At 42.4% G+C, this 14687-nt stretch carries 17 protein-coding genes; 13 read left to right on the top strand and 4 right to left on the bottom strand.

Annotated features, from left to right (window positions below; all coding sequences use genetic code 11):
• The first annotated feature begins 19 nt into the window (after nt 1–19).
• From cobA to tatA, 9 genes are all read left to right on the top strand, one after another.
• Nucleotides 20–1534 carry a uroporphyrinogen-III C-methyltransferase gene (cobA, locus tag DSBG_RS05995; protein WP_068963281.1) on the top strand — a complete coding sequence of 505 codons (1515 nt, stop codon included), beginning with the start codon at nt 20–22 and terminating at the stop codon, nt 1532–1534.
• Entirely contained in the window at nt 1531–2706 is a 1176-nt protein-coding gene (nirJ1, locus tag DSBG_RS05990; RefSeq protein ID WP_068963280.1) for a putative heme d1 biosynthesis radical SAM protein NirJ1, read from the top strand. Before cobA ends, nirJ1 begins: the two co-directional genes overlap by 4 nt.
• A 44-nt stretch (nt 2707–2750) precedes the next feature.
• On the top strand, nt 2751–3734 hold the full coding sequence (hemB, locus tag DSBG_RS05985) for a porphobilinogen synthase (RefSeq protein ID WP_068963279.1): 984 nt from the start codon (nt 2751–2753) through the stop codon (nt 3732–3734).
• Nucleotides 3731–4726, top strand: a complete 996-nt coding sequence (nirJ2, locus tag DSBG_RS05980) for a putative heme d1 biosynthesis radical SAM protein NirJ2 (RefSeq protein ID WP_068963278.1) — start codon at nt 3731–3733, stop codon at nt 4724–4726. Before hemB ends, nirJ2 begins: the two co-directional genes overlap by 4 nt.
• A gap of 1 nt (nt 4727) precedes the next feature.
• Nucleotides 4728–5750 (top strand): siroheme decarboxylase subunit beta, encoded by a 1023-nt coding sequence (gene ahbB / locus DSBG_RS05975; protein WP_068963277.1) that lies wholly within the window; start codon nt 4728–4730, stop codon nt 5748–5750.
• A 17-nt stretch (nt 5751–5767) separates the two neighbouring features.
• Nucleotides 5768–7057 carry a glutamate-1-semialdehyde 2,1-aminomutase gene (hemL, locus tag DSBG_RS05970; RefSeq protein ID WP_068963276.1) on the top strand — a complete coding sequence of 430 codons (1290 nt, stop codon included), beginning with the start codon at nt 5768–5770 and terminating at the stop codon, nt 7055–7057.
• A gap of 31 nt (nt 7058–7088) precedes the next feature.
• Nucleotides 7089–7382, top strand: coding sequence for a hypothetical protein (locus tag DSBG_RS05965; protein ID WP_068963275.1), 294 nt, complete (start codon nt 7089–7091; stop codon nt 7380–7382).
• 152 nt (nt 7383–7534) lie between these two features.
• Nucleotides 7535–8329 carry an SDH family Clp fold serine proteinase gene (locus DSBG_RS05960; RefSeq protein WP_068963274.1) on the top strand — a complete coding sequence of 265 codons (795 nt, stop codon included), beginning with the start codon at nt 7535–7537 and terminating at the stop codon, nt 8327–8329.
• A 203-nt stretch (nt 8330–8532) separates the two neighbouring features.
• The gene (tatA, locus tag DSBG_RS05955) at nt 8533–8718 is read left to right on the top strand and encodes a twin-arginine translocase TatA/TatE family subunit (RefSeq protein ID WP_068963273.1); all 186 of its coding nucleotides are present in this window, start codon (nt 8533–8535) and stop codon (nt 8716–8718) included.
• Between the two features lie 110 nt (nt 8719–8828).
• Here the strand turns inward: tatA and DSBG_RS05950 are convergent, their stop codons facing one another.
• Both DSBG_RS05950 and DSBG_RS05945 read right to left on the bottom strand, forming a co-directional pair.
• A complete protein-coding gene (locus tag DSBG_RS05950) occupies nt 8829–9080 on the bottom strand; it encodes a spore coat protein (protein ID WP_040412568.1) in 252 nt (83 codons plus the stop codon).
• Nucleotides 9081–9119: 39 nt separating this feature from the next.
• Entirely contained in the window at nt 9120–9326 is a 207-nt protein-coding gene (locus tag DSBG_RS05945; protein WP_009621215.1) for a hypothetical protein, read from the bottom strand.
• A 200-nt stretch (nt 9327–9526) separates the two neighbouring features.
• Between DSBG_RS05945 and DSBG_RS05940 the strand changes: the two genes are divergently transcribed.
• Nucleotides 9527–10597 carry a tetraprenyl-beta-curcumene synthase family protein gene (locus DSBG_RS05940; RefSeq protein WP_068963272.1) on the top strand — a complete coding sequence of 357 codons (1071 nt, stop codon included), beginning with the start codon at nt 9527–9529 and terminating at the stop codon, nt 10595–10597.
• A gap of 87 nt (nt 10598–10684) precedes the next feature.
• Here the strand turns inward: DSBG_RS05940 and DSBG_RS05935 are convergent, their stop codons facing one another.
• Nucleotides 10685–11677 carry a polyprenyl synthetase family protein gene (locus DSBG_RS05935; RefSeq protein WP_068963271.1) on the bottom strand — a complete coding sequence of 331 codons (993 nt, stop codon included), beginning with the start codon at nt 11675–11677 and terminating at the stop codon, nt 10685–10687.
• 235 nt (nt 11678–11912) lie between these two features.
• On the opposite strand from DSBG_RS05935, the gene DSBG_RS05930 reads away from it, so the two are divergent.
• From DSBG_RS05930 to DSBG_RS05920, 3 genes are all read left to right on the top strand, one after another.
• A complete protein-coding gene (locus tag DSBG_RS05930) occupies nt 11913–12119 on the top strand; it encodes a hypothetical protein (RefSeq protein WP_068963270.1) in 207 nt (68 codons plus the stop codon).
• A 451-nt stretch (nt 12120–12570) separates the two neighbouring features.
• On the top strand, nt 12571–13131 hold the full coding sequence (locus DSBG_RS05925; protein WP_068963319.1) for a flavodoxin family protein: 561 nt from the start codon (nt 12571–12573) through the stop codon (nt 13129–13131).
• Between the two features lie 486 nt (nt 13132–13617).
• Nucleotides 13618–14253 carry a carbonic anhydrase gene (locus DSBG_RS05920; RefSeq protein WP_009621221.1) on the top strand — a complete coding sequence of 212 codons (636 nt, stop codon included), beginning with the start codon at nt 13618–13620 and terminating at the stop codon, nt 14251–14253.
• A 74-nt stretch (nt 14254–14327) separates the two neighbouring features.
• Here the strand turns inward: DSBG_RS05920 and DSBG_RS05915 are convergent, their stop codons facing one another.
• Nucleotides 14328–14639, bottom strand: coding sequence for a hypothetical protein (locus DSBG_RS05915; RefSeq protein WP_009621222.1), 312 nt, complete (start codon nt 14637–14639; stop codon nt 14328–14330).
• Between the last annotated feature and the right edge of the window lie 48 nt (nt 14640–14687).

The raw sequence follows: 14687 nt of genomic DNA, 5'->3' as shown, positions 1-14687 counted from the left end.
TTGGATAGGAGTGTTCAGTTTGACTAAGGGATATGTATATTTAGTAGGTGCTGGTCCAGGAGATCCAAAGTTAATAACCATCAAAGGGTCGGAATGTATTGCCAAAGCAGATGTATTGGTTTATGACCGCTTAGCCTCGCGGCGTCTTCTAAAATTAGCCCGTCCGGATTGCGAACTGATCTATGTGGGAAAATCACCGGACCGTCACACCCTTAGACAAGAGGAAATAAATCAAGTCCTCGTGGATAAAGGTCTAGAAGGAAAAATTGTGACTCGCCTAAAAGGAGGAGACCCTTTTGTATTTGGTCGAGGTGGCGAAGAAGCAGAAGAGTTGCTCAAGGCAGGCATTCAATTTGAGGTCGTACCAGGTATTACCTCCGCCATCGCTGTTCCTGCCTATGCAGGTATTCCAGTGACGCATCGAGATTTTACAACTTCGTTTGCTGTCATCACTGGCCATGAAGATCCGACCAAAAATGAAACAACCATTCACTGGGATCACCTGGCGCAATCGCACGGGACGCTTGTTTTTCTGATGGGAATGGAGAATCTTCCGATAATCGCTCGGAAACTAATGGAAAATGGCAAAAAGCCCACAACCCCAGTTGGAATCATCCAATGGGGAACTCGTCCAGAGCAACGTACGCTCGTAGGGCAGCTGGACACTATTGCCACAGAGGTAAAAGAACAGGGCTTTACGAACCCTTCCATTATTATTGTCGGTGAAGTTGTCACAATGAGGGAAAAACTACAGTGGTTTGAAAAGAAACCTCTGTTCGGACAACGTATCGTTGTAACCCGCGCACGTCATCAAGCGAGTGAATTGTCTCAGGCTATTGAAGCTTTGGGAGGGGAAGCTTGGGAATTTCCGATGATTGAGATTGCCCCTCCCTCGGACAACTCTTATTTGCATAAAGCCTTAGACAATCTTAAAGAATTCCAATGGCTGATCTTTACCAGTGTCAACGGGGTCGAAGCCTTTTTTGCGGAATTAAAGCGGCGAGAACGAGATGTTCGAGATCTGGTTGGCCTTGAGATTGTTGCCATTGGCCCTGCTACGAAAGTGGCCATCGAGCAAAGAGGACTACGCGTTGCCTATGTACCAGAAGAATTTCGGGCGGAGAAAATCGTTGAAGGTTTGTCGAGTCGTATATCATCTGGTCAGAAAGCATTACTGGCAAGGGCTGAAGAAGCAAGAGATGTCTTACCAAAAGCTCTTGAAGCCATGGGTGTGGATGTCTGGGATGTGCCGGTCTATAAGACGGTCATTGGTGGAGCAAACCGTGACGAATTGAAAAGCATGCTCCGAAATAAAGAGTTCCATTCCGTCACCTTCACAAGTTCTTCAACAGTGCGTAATTTTTTCACCTTAATCGATGGAGATGTTTCTTTAGTAGACAATGTTTCGCTCTATTCTATTGGACCGATCACGAGTACCACAGCTCAAGAACTTGGTTTCACGATTTACAAAGAAGCAGCGCAGTATACTATTAGTGGATTGGTAGAAACATTACTGGAGGGAAATAAAACATGATCAGTGTAACCAAGCTTTTATTCGATACAGATTATTTTGGAGATTCCTTACGTTATAACAAAGGGTCTCATGGTGCTCGAAATGGAACAACCGTTGATTCTGGGCCTGTTGTCGTATGGAATTCGACTAAGACGTGCAACTTGAAATGTGCCCACTGTTATATGGAGTCAGATTCTCAAAAATATCAAGGAGAAATGACCACCGAAGAAGCAAAGCACTTCATTGATGATTTAGCTGATTTTAAATCTCCTGTGCTACTTTTCTCCGGTGGGGAACCGTTAATCCGTCCCGATTTTTTCGAATTAGCAGAATACGCAATCTCCAAAGGGTTACGGGTTACACTTTCCACGAATGGCACATTGATTACCCCTGACGTGGCCAAGCGTCTTAAAGAAATTGGAGTGTCCTATGTTGGAATCTCACTCGATGGTCTTGAAGATGTCAATGACAAATTTCGGGGTAAAGAGGGAGCCTTTCAGGCGGCGATGCATGGAATTCAAAATTGTGTAGCTGTAGATCAAAGAGTTGGACTTCGTTTTACAATTAATCATCACAATATCAAAGAATTAGATAAAATCTTTGATTTTATTGAAGCGGAAAATATCGATCGTGTTTGCTTCTACCACTTGGTCTATTCGGGTCGTGGCAACCAAATGATTGCCGAGGATGTGACGCCGGAAGAGTCCCGTCAGGCGATGGATACGATTATTCGCCGAACTCGGGACTTTGAAGAACGAGGCTTGAAAAAGGAAATCTTGACAGTCGATAATCATTGCGATGGCGTGTATATGTACTTGCAGGCGTTAAAAGAAGATCCCGCTAGAGCTGAAAGAATCAAGGGTCTCATTGGTTTAAACGGCGGAAACCGTTCTGGTATTGCCTTTGGAGAAGTAGACCCAATGGGAGACGTGCATCCTGACCAATTCACTCAGCATATCTCATTTGGAAATGTCCGCGAACGAAAAATAGCCGAGATCTGGACTGATCTGTCACATCCAACCCTGGCAGGACTCAAAGACCGCAAGGCCTTGCTCAAAGGACGTTGCGCCGCCTGTAAATATCTGGATATGTGTAACGGAAATTTCCGGACGCGTGCGGAAGCAGTCACCGGGGATTTCTGGGAATCAGACCCGGCCTGTTATTTAACCGATGAAGAGATAGGCTTGAAATAGGAATGAATTTGTTCCTACATTCTATAGTTTTGGAGGTTGATATAATGGAACTTAAAAGGCGCCCGCGCCGTTTACGAGCCAATGAAATTATTCGGAGCATGGTCCGGGAAAACCATGTCAGAGTTGAGGAGTTAATTTACCCAATGTTTGTTATGCCAGGAGAAAAAAAGAAGATCGAGATTTCTTCTATGCCTGGCGTTTACAACTTTTCTCTGGATGAATTTGTCTTGCAGCTTCAAGAGGTCGTGGAACTTGGGATTCCTGCGGTTTTGTTATTCGGAATTCCGGAGAGCAAAGATAGCGTTGGGACAGGTGCTTATCATGAGCACGGGATTGTGCAAGAAGCCGTGCGTCTGGCTAAAAAACAATTCCCGCAACTTTATATCATCACCGATGTCTGTCTGTGTGAATATACCGACCACGGGCATTGTGGTTTGATTGAGAATGGGCAAATCCTGAACGATCCAACGCTTGACTTACTTGCCCAGACCGCTGTTTCTCATGCGCGTGCCGGTGCGGATATGGTCGCACCGTCAGACATGATGGATGGGAGAGTTGCGGCGATCAGGGAAGCATTAGATGAAGAAGGCTTCTCTCATATCCCAATTATGGCCTATTCTGCCAAAGTTGCCTCCGGATTTTACGGCCCGTTCCGTGAAGCAGCGGGGTCGACACCTCAGTTTGGCGATCGTAGAACGTATCAGATGGACCCGGCGAATGGGAACGAAGCCATGCGGGAAACGACGCTGGACATTGAAGAAGGAGCCGACTTAATTATCGTGAAGCCTGCCCTGGCTTATGGAGATATTATCTATCGCACGAAAGAAAAATTCGGAGTGCCCGTTGTTGCGTATAACGTTAGTGGTGAATATTCGATGGTAAAAGCAGCTGCAGCAAATGGGTGGATTGATGAGCAGCGTATTGTCATGGAAGCCCTAGTGAGTATGAAACGTGCGGGCGCAGACCTGCTGATCACCTATCATGCCTTGGATGTAGCGCACTGGCTGAGAGAGGGGGAACAAGTATGATAGTTTCCTGGAATACGACAAACGCCTGTAATATGTTTTGTGACCATTGCTACCGTGAAGCCGGGTGTAAAGCCGAAGACGAACTTAGTACAACCGAAGCAAAAACTTTACTAGAGCAAATTGCCAAAGCAGGTTTTAAGATCATGATCTTCAGCGGGGGAGAGCCCTTGATGAGGACGGATATCGTAGAATTGGTGGCGCATGCAACTTCTCTAGGTTTACGGCCTGTTTTTGGAACCAATGGCACTTTACTCACGCTAGAATTAGCTCAGCAACTTAAAGAAGCTGGCACCATGGGAATGGGTATTTCCTTAGATTCTCTTGACAAGGAAAAGCACGATGAATTCCGCAAATTTCCCGGCGCCTGGGATGGGGCCGTACGGGGAATGAAAATTTGTCGTGAAGTCGGGCTTCCCTTCCAAATTCACACGACGATCATGGATTGGAATGCGGATGAAGTGGAAGCCATTACGGATTTTGCGGTTGAGATGGGTGCGGTTGCTCATCATTTCTTTTTCCTCGTTCCAACGGGTCGGGCGGTTTCGATTGAGGAAGAGACCCTTAAAGCAGAAGCTTATGAGGATATCTTGACTCGAATTATGAAAAAACAACAAACTGTCGATATTGAACTCAAGCCAACTTGTGCCCCTCAGTTTATGCGTATTGCTAAACAAATGGGTATCAATATGCGCTATAGTCGCGGTTGTTTAGCGGGAACCCACTACTGCATCATCGGACCGAAAGGGCAAGTCCAACCCTGTGCTTATTTGAATATACCGCTCGGGGATGTTCGGAAGACACCGTTCGATGAAATTTGGCGTAATCATGAAGTTTTTAATACCCTGCGAACACTCGATTATAAGGATGGTTGCGGTTCCTGCGAATATAAGCGCGCCTGTGGTGGTTGTCGTGCGCGTGCGGCCTACTACAATGAAGGGGATTACATGGCGGAGGAGCCGTGGTGCTTATACCACGGAAGGAAGGGGGTTTAGAATGGATTCAATTGATCGAGCCTTGCTGAATGCCATCCAAGATCGTTTTCCGATTGCTGTTCATCCTTATCAAATTCTGGGCCAAACTGTAGGAACAACGGAGGACGATGCCTTCAGACGGATTCAACGTCTTCGGCAAGAGGGAATCATTCGCCGTCTGGGCGGTGTCTTTGATTCCCGACGTTTAGGATATTATAGTACTCTATGTGCAGGCAAAGTTCCCGAAGAAAAGATTTCCATCTTAGCCAAACTGCTCGAGGGTATCCCAGGAGTGACTCACAATTATATTCGAAACCACGAATATAATGTCTGGTTTACCCTTATTGCTCGTTCACAGACTGTTGTCGAGAGTATCCTTCAACACATTCGTGAAGTCATAGGAGTGGCTGACGTCTTTAGTCTGCCAGCAACTCGACTCTTTAAAATAAATGTTAATTTCGATTTCGATCTATCTGATGAGGAATCTCTTTCTGAAGAAGGAATAGATACCCTCGGAGAGGGCAATCTACGGGGCGCACAAAAGGAGAACGTCTCTTCTTATGATTTAACAAACGAAGACATTGCCTTGATTCGTGTGCTCCAGGGGAATCTGCCGGATTCCCCAACGCCTTTCACCATACTGGCCGAGAATCTCCAGTGGCCAGTTGAAAAAGTGATTTCTTGTGCTAATCATCTCCTAAATGCGGAAGTAACTCGCCGTTTTGGTGCAGTTTTACGACATCAGAAAGCAGGCTTTGTGGCTAATGCCATGGGGGTTTGGCAGGTCGATCCTGAACGGGCAGCTGAAGTAGGAGAAATTATGGCCCGATTTAAGGAAGTTAGTCACTGTTACCAACGACCTACTCTTCCCGATTGGCCTTACAACCTCTTTACTATGATTCATGGCCGTACCGCTGAGGATTGTGGAGAGGTCATGGAGAAAATTTCTCTGGCAACTGGGATAACAACCTATTCCATGCTTTTTAGTACCGCTGAATTAAAAAAGAGCAGTATGCAATATTTTCTAGAGGATGAGACAAACTAGAACAAGGGGGTATTCACTTGTCTTTTGTGGACGAAAAAAGCCATGAGGCCTTTGTCAGGGCCCAAAAGGTCATTCCTGGCGGTGTTAATTCGCCGGTGAGGGCCTTTAAATCCGTAGGGCGTGACCCCGTATTCATAGACCGGGGTGCAGGAGCCTACATCTGGGATATTGATGGCAATCGTTACCTGGATTTTGTAGGTTCCTGGGGCCCACTGATTGTCGGGCATGCTCATCCGGAAGTAGTTGCTGTAATCAAACGAGTAGCTGAGCGAGGGACGAGTTACGGTGCTCCAACAGAAGTTGAAACCGTATTAGCCGAAGAAGTCCTCAAGGCCTACCCTTCCATGGAAATGGTACGTATGGTCAACTCTGGAACTGAAGCCACAATGAGTGCTTTGCGTTTAGCACGCGGTGTTACAAGCAGGACGAAAATTGTTAAGTTTGAGGGCTGTTACCATGGGCATTCAGATCAACTTCTTATCAAGGCAGGGAGTGGTGCTCTAACTTTGGGTGTCCCCACGTCTCCAGGGGTTACCGAACAAACTGCGTCATCTACAATTTCGGCTCGGTTCAATGACCTTGAGGAGTTAAAGGAGATCTTCCAACGCGAAGGAGAAGAAATCGCTTGTGTTATTCTTGAACCAGTTGCCGGGAACATGGGTGTCGTCTTGCCGCAAGAAGGGTTCTTACAAGGGGTTCGTCGCTTAACTGAAGAATATGGTGCCTTACTGATCTTTGACGAAGTGATGACCGGTTTCAGAGTCAGTTATGGAGGGGCACAAGGCTTTTATGGAATTGACCCAGATTTGACTTGCCTGGGTAAAGTAATCGGCGGAGGGCTACCGGTAGGTGCTTACGGAGGAAAACGTCGATTCATGGAAAAAATTTCACCGAGTGGTCCTATATATCAAGCGGGAACCCTTTCAGGTAATCCATTGGCGATGAACGCTGGTTTAGCTACTTTAAAATTATTACAGCAACCTGGAACCTATGAGGCTTTAGCAAATAAAACCAATCGACTAGCTGAAGGATTAAAGCAGCTCGCCAAAGAGGCAGGATTTCCTATTTGGGTTAATGCCGTCGGGGCCATGTTCTCCGCCTTTTTTACAGACATTCCAGTCAAGGATTATTCCAGCGCTTGCACATCGGATGTCGAGCGATTCGCCAAGTTCTTCCAAGGGATGTTGGAACAAGGCATTTACTTAGCTCCTAGTCAATTTGAAGCCGTCTTTTTATCAACTGCTCATACCGACGCAGACATCGATCTTACACTAGAACAGACCCGAAAAGTGCTAAAGACCCTATAGCGAAAAACCTTTCAAAGGGGTGGTTTGCTGATTGGAACGCAAACGTGTAATAAGAACCCTCATTACGTTCAGCTTATTGGCTGCCTTAGTCGCGGTAATCGTCGTCTCTCAAAATCGTGATCCGTCTAACCCACACACCTCGGTGTCAAAAGATACTTGGATCCATGGACCGAAAGGCCATGGATATGCCGTCTTAAACAACCAGCAACCATGGAAACAATGTTATACTTGTCACGAAAAGAAAGGGCTTGGCGGAGAAGCGTATTGTCAGAGTTGCCATGACCAATCCGGTGTCAAAGTAGATATTCCTAAAAAACCTTCGTAATGTGCTCCAGTCCTTAATTGTTCGGTTTATTTGCTTGAATGCAGATAATATCTGCTTATTAACAAAACGATAAATAGGGTTTTCCCAAGACTCACCATAAAAGCCGCGCTGGAATAATATGGTATATATGATGGGCTGGGAGGGGACTCGGTTTGAATGCAGAGGAACGGATTGGCTTTATTGAGCGTTTAGAACAATTACGGAATTCCAAAGTATTAGTCTATTTTTCCTATACACCTCTCGATGACACGATTATTATTCCCCTCTATAAACAGCTGAAGGAAATGGGTCACACCAAAAAGATTGATTTGATATTACACAGTTATGGTGGAGCGGTAGATACACCTTATAAAGTGGTGACGCTGATCCGGGAGTTTTGCGATGAGTTTGCCGTAATTGTTCCGTTTGTCGCCAAATCAGCGGCTTCAATGCTTGTCCTTGGAGCAGATGAAGTTGTCATGGGGCCAATCTCCGAGCTCGGACCTATTGATCCATTGGTTACGCATCCCGTCTATAAAGATATTTTAATTCCCGTTCAAGCAGTTTGGCATTGCTTAGATTACTTGCAGCGTTCCGTTATCAATTGTTCTGACCTGGAGGTTGCATCATTCATGGTAACCCCGTTGTTGAACAAGCTTGATCCGTGGCTTATTGGGGATTATGAAAAAACGATAAAGGCCTCTCGGCAATATGCAGAAACGTTATTATCGAGCTACATGCTAAAAGATGACACTGAACGAGTCCTGAGCGTTACGCAGGCTCTAACTGAGGGCTACTTTTCACATGGGTATCCAATTGGTCGTCGAGAAGCTAGAGAACTAGGACTTAAAGTGACTGAAGCCAATGGAGAACTATGGGATGTAATTTGGAAATTGTATCTTGGATACGAAGAACTTTTTAAAGTAAAAGAAGATGAAGAAAAAAATAAGGCAACCAATAAGTCTTAAAGCTTAAGACTTATTGGGTTCGTTTTTATGTTAAAAACTTACTAAATTTACTTTTAAACTTCTTTTTTAACTTTCCATAAAAAACATATTGCGTGAAGTCCTTTAATACGATAGGATAAGCATATGCTTAATTTGCTAATATTAACTAGAGTTGTGTACTCAACCTTTCAATTAGAGTAGTTATTATAATGGAGGTGGAAATTATGCTGACAACATTTGGATTTGTTTCCCCTTTGGAAGCGGGTATTTTTCTTGTTATTGCATTAGTTATTTTCGGACCAGGTAAGTTACCGGATGTAGGAAAAGCCCTCGGAAAAGGGATAAGAGAATTCAAAGCTGCAAGTGAGGGCGAAGTGAAAAAAGAAGAGGTTAAAGAAAAAGCTGAGTAATTTTCACCGAACCCTCATAACTTTTCTTTCATGAAAACAAAGATGGAGCCATTTGGCCCCATCTTTTTGCTGTGTGATTGTTATAAATACCAGAGGTATCAAGTTTTGTATTACCCTTGTAAGGGTTTAAATCTGCCTTTAACTTTTTGAACTTCTTGCGCCTCGGCATCGCTTGTAGGATACCATCCCTTTTGGTTCATGATATTGTAAAGGTTTTCATGAATACTATGTTCTTCCGTTAGGATAGTTTTTAGGTTTTGCCTTAAATTAGCACAAGTTGATTCAGTGATAAATGTATTGACTGTAGAAGTAAGATGTTTTTCACTTGTCAGTAGGTCGGTAAGAATTTCTTGTTCAGTCATCGTGTTTTGAGTATTCAACTTTATCCCGCCTTTCTTTACTTATTGATGGGAATTTAAATAATTGAGTAAGGTATCATAGTGTTTACGATGCAACGCAGAAATGGAAGAAAGTTGAGAACTGATCGCTTGATCTTGGACAGATTGAGCGGCTTGAGCAAACTTATGGACTAATAAAGCTTCGGCTCCGAGTTGATCGCTTAAAATGGTCAAGTTTTTGGATGTTAATTCAGGCATCGAAGTGTTCATAATCAATCTCCTCTCAGTACAATTTAACAACAAGTATAGAATGTCTCCATGAAGATAAATTATACCTGTAAAATATAGTAAGAAACTGAGTGCCGGAATTATATATTAATGGTATAATTTAGGTTGGATGAGAGCCTTTTTTGGCAACACTATATTTAAATAAGGAAACTAGCTTTATTTAATGAGGGAGAATCAAGGATATGAAGTCATCAGTTGCCCTACCTATGAATAGCGGAAGGTTAATTTACTATTTTATTGCCCAAGTTTTTCCGATCGTTAAACAAGAGCTAACTGGATGGCAACGGATGGCTGCGAAGTTACCGGATGCTCGCCTGAGCCAGCAGGCCACTGAGAGTATTCGCACCAAAACGTTTCATTGTCAAGGCGGCAGTATTTTTGCGCTGTATCCGGGTGTGAATAAGACTGAAGCAATTCAATTCATTGTTGCTTATCAAACTATGAGCGATTATCTTGATAATTTGGTAGATAGCCTAGAGGTTCAGGATGAAGTGGCTTTTTCTCAGTTGCATTTAGCTATGCAAGAAGCTTTGAACCCTGAGGCAGTTCCTTCTGATTACTATTTGTATTACCCCTATCGGGAAGATGGCAGGTATCTAGAACGGTTAGTCAAAACCTGTCAAGAAAGCGTTAGAAAGCTACCATCGTATAAATTAGTTCAAGAAGATGCTATTAAGTTTGCGAAACTCTATTCCCACTTACAAACGTACAAACACTTGGCAGTGGAAGAACGGGAAGAGAAAATGTTAAACTGGATTACTCCCCACTTAAAGGAATATCCAGATATAACAACTTGGGAATTTGGTGCTGCGACGGGGTCGACTTTAGGAATCTTCTCACTATATGCGGTTGCCTTTAACCCTCAATTAACGGCAAAGGAAGTTCAGAAGATTAGCCGGGCCTACTTTCCTTGGATATGTGGCCTTCATATTTTATTAGATTATTTTATTGATTTACGGGAAGACAGAGAAACGAGTCAGTTGAATTTTGTTGCGTATTATCAAGATATCGGAATGACATTTCAGCGCCTGCAACAGTTTGAAGAAAATTCCTTAAAGCAAGCGGAGCGACTGGACTATCCTAAGTTCCATCGGGCAGTTGTCCAGGGGCTTCTGGCTATGTATCTGTCCGATGAAAAGGGTATGGACACAGATATTCGCTCTGTCACCAAGCAACTGTTGGGGGATAGTGGGCTGGGGGTAAATCTGCTCTATTGGATGTGTTGTCAATTGAGAAAAAGGAAGTCTCTTTAATCCAGGCATAAAATGAATAAGGAAAAATGAAAAGATCAAACGAACGTATGGCAAGGCGTTCGTTTGATCTTTTTGCTTAATATGTATCTAATTTGTACGTTGCAAGATAGAATCAGCTAAGTGTATAAGAGCTGATTTATAAGGACTCCCAGGGACTGTATCCAAGCTAGCTTTAGCTTTACTGATACATTGAGTAGCTGTTGCATAGGCCTGCTTAATACTCCCTGAGCAAATTAGAGCTTCTTTAACGCTTTGGATACCTTGCTGGGAGATCTTACGAGTTTTCATGATTTCCCTGAGCCAATTTCCATAAATAGGATTATCTAAAAGATAAAGAACGGGGAGTGTTATGTTTCCATTAACGAGATCGGCACCCACTGGTTTTCCAAGAGATTCTGTATTCCCACTGATATCCAGAATGTCATCAGTGATTTGATAGGCATAGCCAATGTTTAATCCGTATTCACGCATGAGAGCCAAATCTTCAGAAAGAGCACCTGCCAGAATAGCTCCTGATTGACAGCAGGCAGCTAGAAGAATTCCTGTTTTTTGAGCAATTCGGCTAAAATAATGTTCAGTGTTGACTGAAACCGAGAATTGTTCACTTGCTTGATTTACTTCTCCGGCACACATGGCTTGAATTGCTTCAACGAGGTATTTCATGCTGTCTAGCAGTTGCTGTGTGGAGAGGATATTAAAGGCTTCAGCAAAGAGATAATCTCCTGTCAGAATGGCTGCATGGTCTCCATGAAGGGAGTTTACGGTCGGTTTTCCACGTCGGGTAGCCGATTCATCGATAACATCATCATGAATCAAGGAAGCCATGTGAATAAGTTCTGCGGCGACAGCTGCTTGGATCATTAATGGATTTAAGGGAGCAAAACACATACCACTATACAGAGTGAGGAGTGGCCGAATTCTTTTTCCACCAGATTGCAACAAACTAACACAAGTTTGTTGAATGAGACCATCTGCTTTATTAAGGACGACCTGCAACTGGTCTTCAACAAATAACAGTTCAGGAAATTGAAATGTGGGAATAGACGTGTCGGTAGGGTTATAAAGTTGTTGTATACTCATAGCATCAGCCTCTGCCCTCTATCTAAAATTTATAAATACAACTTTTTATATTATGTCATAAAGGCAAAGATTGGATACCTAGTATTTTAAAAGATTTCTAGACCATTAAAGTGTCCTGAAAAGTAACCGAAAATTGAGTAAGAATAATTCTTTAGGGAAATCTAAAAGTGTTTGAACGAATATATGATAAAGTTCAAATTAGCGGATAGACTAAAGCCAAAGAGGAGGCGATAATATGGGTAACGAAAATGACAAGGAACATGCTTCACAATTAAATCGACAGCCTTGGGAGCCAGCTGGGGTTGTGAGTGTTGTTAATGATGATACAACACCAAAATACGGTAAAGAGAGGCTTGAAAATGCTAAAGGAGGCATGCTTACCTTAGAAGTTGATGAAGTGTTTCATAATAAAGGAATCATGGAAGGGACTAAAGAAGATTAGCACATTAGTCCATAATCGTCGAGAGTCACTCAAATAAGGGTGGCTCTATCATTTTGTAACCCTGTCCAAACACCCTGAATGCACTGAAAAAAGAAGGAACAATATGAAAGTCATGGTTTTGAGAAGAATAATACATAAATATATTGATTTTAGGATATAAATGGTATTTGTATAGAATATATAGTGGTAAAGTTAGAGTTGAGGTGAGGGTAAATGCCTAACGATAGTGTATGGAAAGACTTAATCAAACCGACAATAGTTGCATTTATGATTGCGTGTGCGATCCCAGCTGGAATCGCAGGTACATATTATATATATAGTATGTACTTTTAGAACCCATCACGATGGTGGCTATTCTAAGATACACTTTTCAAAAAATTCACTTCCATGGACATTATTTTCCTGTTACAATAATAGAAGTGTTAAATTGAGAGGATAAGGATTGAGAAAAATGAACGTAATGATTTTTACAAGCAGCCCTAATATAGATGGGTTGACAGCTGCCTGTGGTAACGCCGCTAAAACAGGAGTTGAAGAGGCCGGTGCACATGTCGTTATGGTTAACCTCAATCGGCAAAAGATCGTTCACTGTCAGGCTTGTGGTAACGGTTGGGGACCTTGCCGCAACGAACACAAGTGTCAAGTACAAGATGATTTCCAAGATTTACATGCATCTATGGCGGATATGGATGCGTTCATCATGATAACTCCCGTTTACTTTGGAGAAATGAGTGAATCGGCCAAAACTTTTTCAGACCGTTTACGACGATGTGAAGCCTTGAAAAAAGACAAGACATTATTTGAAGGAAAACCTGTCTTAGCCGTGGCTGCGGCAGGCGGTAGCGGTAATGGCCTAACATCTTGTCTTACGTCTATGGAGAGACTCTTTACCCATGTTAAAGCAGAAAAGTTTGACTTCATAGGGATCACTCAGAAAAATAAAGGGTATAAGCTAGAGGCCATTCTCAAAGCGGGGAGAGAAATGGTATCCATTTTAAATCGAAAAAATTGAAAACAGTAGAATATCATTGCTGTTTTTTCTCAATAAGATAGAGAAGCCAGCGACAAGCCATTCGGCCTAGTCGCTGGCTTTTCAATACTTCGCCAAGTTTCTTTATACCATGAAATAATATGATAATGAATCTATCGCATTTACGGTTAAGATATGAGTAAAGGGAGTTACAAATTGTTAGGTCAAGTTAAGTTCAGACTTGGGCGAACGTGATTCTGATTTTGAGATGATCCAATTTGTAAGCTTATAAAAGAATAGAGAAAGTCGATATGGACACAATTAAATTTATCAATTGTGTCCATATCGACTTGTAATAACCATATTGACTAATACTAGTCATAATGCTAATCTTCAAATGGAGAAAAGATAATCAGCAGTCGACTCCTGGCTCAAACTCAAGTGTATTGATGGCTTTGGTCATCTGAGCATCCTCGTAGTTATGAATTGGGGGGTGCGAAACTTATGTTATAAGAGAGGAGATGCCTTATGCAGAATTTAGTAGCAGGGCTAATCAAATTTCGGACCCAAGATTACGAAGAACACAAAAATCTATTTTGTAGATTGAAAAGACGTCAAGAACCTCATACATTGTTCATTGCCTGTTCCGATTCACGCGTAGTACCGGAATTGATAACGAAATCATTACCAGGGGAATTGTTCGTTGTTAGGAATATCGCTAACATCGTTCCTAAATATAAGGAAGCCCATGAATATGTAGCCACTACTTCAGCTACTACAGCAGCAATTGAATATGCGATTAAGGTTCTAAAAGTAAAAAATATTATTATTTGTGGTCACTCCAACTGTGGGGGGTGTTCGTCAATCTATTTACCGGATGCGGTCCTCAACGAAATGCCTGCCACCAAAAAATGGTTAGAAGTATCCGGAAATGTTAAGAAACGGGTAATGGAAGAGATCGATGGTAAAGACTTGGAAATGAGGGAATGGCTAACAGAGCATATAAATATTGTCGAACAAATAAAACACTTGTTAACCTACCCATATGTCGAGGAAAAGTATAACAAACGAGAACTCGATATTATGGGTATGTATTACAGAATTGAAACTGGAGAAGTTTTCATTTTCAATGCGCAAAAATCAGCGTTTGAATTAGCGAACTAAAGTAAAAGCCATCACCCTAAATTGAATAAGGTGATGGCTTTTATAAGATGGATTTTGTGATAATTAAGAAATTATTAATTTGGTTGTTTCTTAAGATATTCATCGACGGCGGCAGATTGCATTTTCTCCCAGGTTTGAAATTTGGTCGTTTTATTTATAAAAACATCAAATTTAGCGTCTAGGATAGCCATAAAGTCCGCTAGACTATTTACATTGTATTTTCCAGCATCAAGCAACTCTTTAAAATTAGAAAATTTTGTGTGAGTAGTCATAAAAGACGATGTAAACAGATCGTTAAAACTTACCATACTCATAGATTTCTCGGCGGCCTTCTTTTCCATGTCTTTAGCCAAGACATCTAAATCGGAATCTGGAATGTCACTCATAATATTCACCCCCTTTCCGTTGAACGGTTAGTTCGAGCACCTGCTAAC

This window comes from Desulfosporosinus cupriresistens (genome assembly GCF_001707885.1).
Taxonomy (GTDB): Bacteria; Bacillota; Desulfitobacteriia; order Desulfitobacteriales; family Desulfitobacteriaceae; genus Desulfosporosinus.
This window is presented reverse-complemented; position numbering and strand designations above follow the sequence as displayed.

What these genes read in the sequence shown, in the direction of transcription:
- nirJ1 (WP_068963280.1), top strand. Translation starts at nt 1,531, where the DNA reads ATGATCAGTGTAACCAAGCTTTTATTCGATACAGATTATTTTGGAGAT.
- hemB (WP_068963279.1), top strand. Translation starts at nt 2,751, where the DNA reads ATGGAACTTAAAAGGCGCCCGCGCCGTTTACGAGCCAATGAAATTATT.
- nirJ2 (WP_068963278.1), top strand. Translation starts at nt 3,731, where the DNA reads ATGATAGTTTCCTGGAATACGACAAACGCCTGTAATATGTTTTGTGAC.
- ahbB (WP_068963277.1), top strand. Translation starts at nt 4,728, where the DNA reads ATGGATTCAATTGATCGAGCCTTGCTGAATGCCATCCAAGATCGTTTT.
- tatA (WP_068963273.1), top strand. Translation starts at nt 8,533, where the DNA reads ATGCTGACAACATTTGGATTTGTTTCCCCTTTGGAAGCGGGTATTTTT.
- DSBG_RS05950 (WP_040412568.1), bottom strand. Translation starts at nt 9,080, where the DNA reads ATGACTGAACAAGAAATTCTTACCGACCTACTGACAAGTGAAAAACAT.
- DSBG_RS05945 (WP_009621215.1), bottom strand. Translation starts at nt 9,326, where the DNA reads ATGAACACTTCGATGCCTGAATTAACATCCAAAAACTTGACCATTTTA.
- DSBG_RS05940 (WP_068963272.1), top strand. Translation starts at nt 9,527, where the DNA reads ATGAAGTCATCAGTTGCCCTACCTATGAATAGCGGAAGGTTAATTTAC.
- DSBG_RS05935 (WP_068963271.1), bottom strand. Translation starts at nt 11,677, where the DNA reads ATGAGTATACAACAACTTTATAACCCTACCGACACGTCTATTCCCACA.
- DSBG_RS05930 (WP_068963270.1), top strand. Translation starts at nt 11,913, where the DNA reads ATGGGTAACGAAAATGACAAGGAACATGCTTCACAATTAAATCGACAG.
- DSBG_RS05925 (WP_068963319.1), top strand. Translation starts at nt 12,571, where the DNA reads ATGAACGTAATGATTTTTACAAGCAGCCCTAATATAGATGGGTTGACA.
- DSBG_RS05920 (WP_009621221.1), top strand. Translation starts at nt 13,618, where the DNA reads ATGCAGAATTTAGTAGCAGGGCTAATCAAATTTCGGACCCAAGATTAC.
- DSBG_RS05915 (WP_009621222.1), bottom strand. Translation starts at nt 14,639, where the DNA reads ATGAGTGACATTCCAGATTCCGATTTAGATGTCTTGGCTAAAGACATG.